The organism is Synechococcus sp. ATX 2A4 (assembly GCF_024346375.1).
Classification (GTDB): domain Bacteria; phylum Cyanobacteriota; class Cyanobacteriia; order PCC-6307; family Cyanobiaceae; genus MW101C3.
Map to the genome: position 1 here is coordinate 1 of NZ_JAGQCV010000026.1, position 4,112 is coordinate 4,112.

Genomic DNA, 4,112 nt, shown 5'->3' on the forward strand with positions numbered 1-4,112 from the left:
TTGCCGAGGCGATGGATCAGGGCGTCGTCAAAGTGGCGGATATCGCCTATGCGGATGGCCAGCGCAAGAAGCTCGACCTCTACCGACCGGCAGATGCCGGTGAGGCGTCGCCTGTTGTGATGTTCATCTACGGTGGCGCCTGGCGGGCCGGTGACAAGTTCGAGTACGAGTTTGCCGGGCGGGCTCTCGCAGCCGCCGGGTTTGTCACTGTGATCCCGGACTACCGGCTCTTTCCGGAAGTGAAGTACCCCGATTTCCTCGAGGATAATGCGCAGGCCATGCGCTGGATCCAGGACAATATCTCGATGTATGGCGGTGATCCGGCGCGCTTCTTCCTCGTCGGACACTCGGCCGGAGCCTACAACTCGGTCATGTTGGGACTTGATTCCTCGTTCCGGCGGGAGTTCAACGTCGAGATGCCGATCCGTGCCATTGCGGGCATCTCCGGTCCCTACAATTTCTATCCGTTCGAGTACAACGAGGTCCGAGAGACGTTTGGTGACGCCCCGAATGCCGAGGGTACGCAACCGGTCAATCTCATCACCGCCGAGTCGCCTCCGATGCTGTTGGCGAGTGGCACCAGCGACCCGATCGTGCGCGTGCAGAATTCGGAGGCGCTTGCGGAACGGATGCGGGCGAACGGCGCCTGGGTCACGGAGAAGTACTATAGCGGCCTGGGGCATCTCGAGCCCGTGGTGGCGCTTGGTGCGATGATGCGCTTCAGGGTCCCGGTGCTCAACGACATTGTCGAGTTCTTCCAGATCTTCGGCGCGTTCCCCTCTGGCACGCCACGTCCCATGTTCACCCCCGAGCCTCCCGAAACCGAAATGACCGCGATCATCAGGCGGATGGACGACGTTCTCGCGCCGATAGGCGGCGGGGGAGCCCAGTAGCGCCTCAGACGTTGATGCGCTTCATCCGGCGGGCCAGGGAACTGCCGAACTCGGACATGCTCTCCGCCACGATCCTGCCGACCGCATAGGCTGCTGCGGCGTAGAAATTCTGCGCCGCAGGGGTAGCGAGGAACTCCACATAGATGTCGAGTTCAGCATCCGTCAGGTCACGATAGGCATAGGTCATCATGGCGCGCTGCGTGCGGGCGATTTCCCCCATAAGTCCGGGCATCATGGCCTGCACCTGGGTGTCGATTTCCTGCCACGGGACTGAAATGTCGCCCCGCTGCTGCGCTACCGAGAGGCCAAGCAGAAGCGCGCGGACAGACTGGCCGACCATGGCTGCCGACATCTCGGCGGACACGAGTTCCATGAGCCGATCGACCTGTGTGACCCGTATCACCGAGGCACTGTCCAGCAGCATTTCTCCGCGAGAGATTGCTGCATGCTGGGCCGTCGGCCCGAGAAGGGCCGCGTCGCGTTCGAGCCTCGTCATCCTCTGACCCAACTCGGAATCGAAGAAGCCCCGCAGCGTGCCTTCCTCCTCGGCCGAGAAGGTCCCCTCGAGGGCGCGGGCCAGGCGGCGGTGCAGTGTGTTTGCGTTGAACACCGTCCGCGCCGTCACCTCCCAGTGGCGCAGAAAAATTTCGTCGCGTGAAATGTCCTCGGCACGGGCCGAGGATGCTATGGTTGCCGAGAACTGACTGAAGACCACATCGAGTGCAGTCGCACGCATCAGTTCGGCAACAGCGGGTTGCGGTGCTTCCGCTGCAGCGGGACGGGGATGAGCGAGGGGCAGGTCAATGACCGGCGAAGCGGCGATCAGCAGCGCTGCCAATGTTCGGATCAGCATCGGACGCCTCCCTCACAGCCAGCCAGAATCTAGCGCAAGCCCGGATGCGTCGCCATCGCCGACAGCAGGTTGCGCACAGTTGCTGGCTGGCAGCAGTGTAGTGGCAAACAGAGGAGACTAAAATGCAGTTTACACGACTTGGCCGCACGGGGCTCGAAGTCAGCCGGATCTGCCTTGGCTGCATGTCCTTCGGCGTGCCGGATCGCGGCAGTCACGAGTGGACGATCGACGAGGAGCAAAGTCGGCCGATCCTGCGGGCGGCCTGGGAAGCCGGGATCAATTTCTTCGATACCGCCAATGTCTATTCACTGGGGTCGAGCGAGGAGATCGTGGGCAAGGTGCTCAAGGAACTGGGGCCGCGCGACGAGCAGGTTATCGCCACCAAGGTGCATGGCGAGATGCGGCCGGGGCCGAACGGCAAGGGATTGAGCCGCAAGGTGATCCTGCACCAGATCGATGAGTCCCTGCGTCGGCTCGGGACCGATTATGTGGACCTCTACCAGATCCACCGCTTCGACGCCGCCACCCCGATCGAGGAAACGCTGGAGGCGCTGAACGACGTCGTTCGGGCCGGCAAGGCGCGCTATATCGGGGCATCCTCGATGGCGGCATGGCAGTTCCTCAAGATGGTCATGACGTCGGAGCGGCATGGCTGGGCGAAGTTCGTCTCCATGCAGAACCAGCTCAACCTGATCGAGCGCGAGGAGGAGCGGGAGATGCTGCCGCTCTGCATCGACAAGGGGATCGGCGTCATTCCCTGGTCGCCGCTGGCGCGCGGGCGCCTGACCCGGCCATGGGACGAGAGCACGTTCCGCACCGATACCGATCTCGTCACGCGGAGGCTCTACAAGAAGACCGAAGAGGCGAACCGGGCCGTGAACGGCGTGGTCGGCGAGATCGCCGCCGAGCGGGGCGCGAAGATGGCCCAGGTGGCGCTGGCCTGGGTGCTGCAGAAGCAGCCGGTGACGGCGCCGATCCTGGGGGTCACCAAGCTCGGCCAGCTCGCGGATGGCCTCGCCGCCCTAGACCTGCAGCTCAGTGCCGACGAGGTCGCCCGGCTGGAAGCGAACTACCAGCCGACCGGGGAGCGCAGCTTCCTGTGACAGAGCAGGCGAGGCCGGCCGCCATATGCGGCGACCGGCCTCGCTTCGAACAGTGATGCCTACTCGGCCTGGTCGGCGCTGGCGGAATTCAGTTGGCCGTACTTCTCGACGCCGATGGTGTTGAGCAACTGCAGCTGGCTTTCGAGGAAATCGATGTGGCCTTCCTCGTCGGCGAGCAGTTCCTCGAACAGGTTCTTGCTGACGTAGTCGCCGAGCGATTCGCACAGTTCGCGAGAAGCCTTATACGCCTTGCGGGCGTCGTACTCGCCGGCGAGGTCGCACTCAAGAACTTCCTTGATGGTCTGGCCGATGCGCAGCGGCGCGACCCGCTGCAGGTTCGGATGCCCCTCGAGGAAGATGATGCGCTCGATCAACTTGTCGGCGTGGTGCATCTCCTCGATGGACTCGGCGCGCTCCTTGGCGGCGAGCTTGGAGTAGCCCCAGTCGTTCAGGATACGAAAGTGCACCCAATACTGGTTCACGGCACCGAGTTCGAGGAAGAGGGCCTCGTTAAGCCGCTCGATGACCTGTGCTTCGCCTTTCATTCCGACCTCCTGGGCGCTTGCGACGCATGGCCGAAAGCCGCGCATGAACCGGATACGGTTCGGCGGGCTTTTCGGTCATCTGGAGATGGTACTCTTCGGTTACCGCGAGAATAATGTCTACAACATTCGGCACGCAGCCGGCGCATTTGCAGCGCTTGTTCAGCTCACTGTAAACCAGCGCCGGAACGATGATGCGCCAAGGGTCCTCTTTCAGCAGACCGAGGATGATCTGTCTGATCTCGTTATCGGTGATGACATTGCACTGACAGACGAGCATAGAGGCAGCGACGTTCCGTTCACGGCGCATCAAACGCCGCCAAAACCTGATTGTCAATGTCAGTGATTGGTGGCGATGGCGAGGCTGAAACCATCGCGGGGCTCCGACGTATCTCCAGGGTCTCTTCCACCGGTCCGATCATGTCGTTTTCGCGCGTTGGTCTGCTCAATCTGCTGACACCAAAGGACAGGGCTTCGCGGCGGATTGCCTCGGGGCTGCGCTATGGCGCGTCGCCAAGGCAGGCGCTGGACCTTTATGCGCCGCGCCGGGGGGCGGGGCCCTGGCCGCTGCTGGTCTTCCTCTATGGTGGAGCATGGTCGCAAGGCGACCGACGCGATTTCGGCTTTGCCGGGCGCTGGCTGGCGGCGCGTGGCTATCTCGTTGCCGTCGCCGACTACCGGGTCCTGCCCGAAGTGGAATACCCGACCTTTCTCGATGATT

General features: G+C 62.9%; 6 protein-coding genes. 4 read left to right on the forward strand and 2 right to left on the reverse strand.

The features are described 5' to 3' along the window. A partial coding sequence (locus tag KBY97_RS14515) for an alpha/beta hydrolase (RefSeq protein ID WP_255148042.1) occupies nucleotides 1–893 on the forward strand: 893 nt, incomplete at its 5' end. 4 nt (nucleotides 894–897) lie between these two features. Here the strand turns inward: KBY97_RS14515 and KBY97_RS14520 are convergent. Further along, a complete protein-coding gene (locus KBY97_RS14520; protein ID WP_255148044.1) occupies nucleotides 898–1,746 on the reverse strand; it encodes a hypothetical protein in 849 nt (282 codons plus the stop codon). Between the two features lie 122 nt (nucleotides 1,747–1,868). Between KBY97_RS14520 and KBY97_RS14525 the strand changes: the two genes are divergently transcribed. Then, the gene (locus KBY97_RS14525) at nucleotides 1,869–2,849 is read left to right on the forward strand and encodes an aldo/keto reductase (protein WP_255148045.1); all 981 of its coding nucleotides are present in this window, start codon (nucleotides 1,869–1,871) and stop codon (nucleotides 2,847–2,849) included. A gap of 59 nt (nucleotides 2,850–2,908) precedes the next feature. Here the strand turns inward: KBY97_RS14525 and bfr are convergent, their stop codons facing one another. Further along, nucleotides 2,909–3,439 carry a bacterioferritin gene (gene bfr, locus KBY97_RS14530; protein ID WP_255148047.1) on the reverse strand — a complete coding sequence of 177 codons (531 nt, stop codon included), beginning with the start codon at nucleotides 3,437–3,439 and terminating at the stop codon, nucleotides 2,909–2,911. Between bfr and KBY97_RS14535 the strand changes: the two genes are divergently transcribed. Then, nucleotides 3,438–3,737 carry a hypothetical protein gene (locus KBY97_RS14535; protein WP_255148049.1) on the forward strand — a complete coding sequence of 100 codons (300 nt, stop codon included), beginning with the start codon at nucleotides 3,438–3,440 and terminating at the stop codon, nucleotides 3,735–3,737. The two genes, bfr and KBY97_RS14535, sit on opposite strands and share 2 nt — an antisense overlap. A 74-nt stretch (nucleotides 3,738–3,811) precedes the next feature. Continuing rightward, the coding region (locus KBY97_RS14540; RefSeq protein WP_255148051.1) for an alpha/beta hydrolase at nucleotides 3,812–4,112 on the forward strand (301 nt) is incomplete at its 3' end.

Coding starts and splice junctions, on each gene's coding strand:
- KBY97_RS14535 (WP_255148049.1), top strand. CDS start 3,438: ATGAACCGGATACGGTTCGGCGGGCTTTTCGGTCATCTGGAGATGGTA.
- KBY97_RS14525 (WP_255148045.1), top strand. CDS start 1,869: ATGCAGTTTACACGACTTGGCCGCACGGGGCTCGAAGTCAGCCGGATC.
- KBY97_RS14520 (WP_255148044.1), bottom strand. CDS start 1,746: ATGCTGATCCGAACATTGGCAGCGCTGCTGATCGCCGCTTCGCCGGTC.
- bfr (WP_255148047.1), bottom strand. CDS start 3,439: ATGCGCGGCTTTCGGCCATGCGTCGCAAGCGCCCAGGAGGTCGGAATG.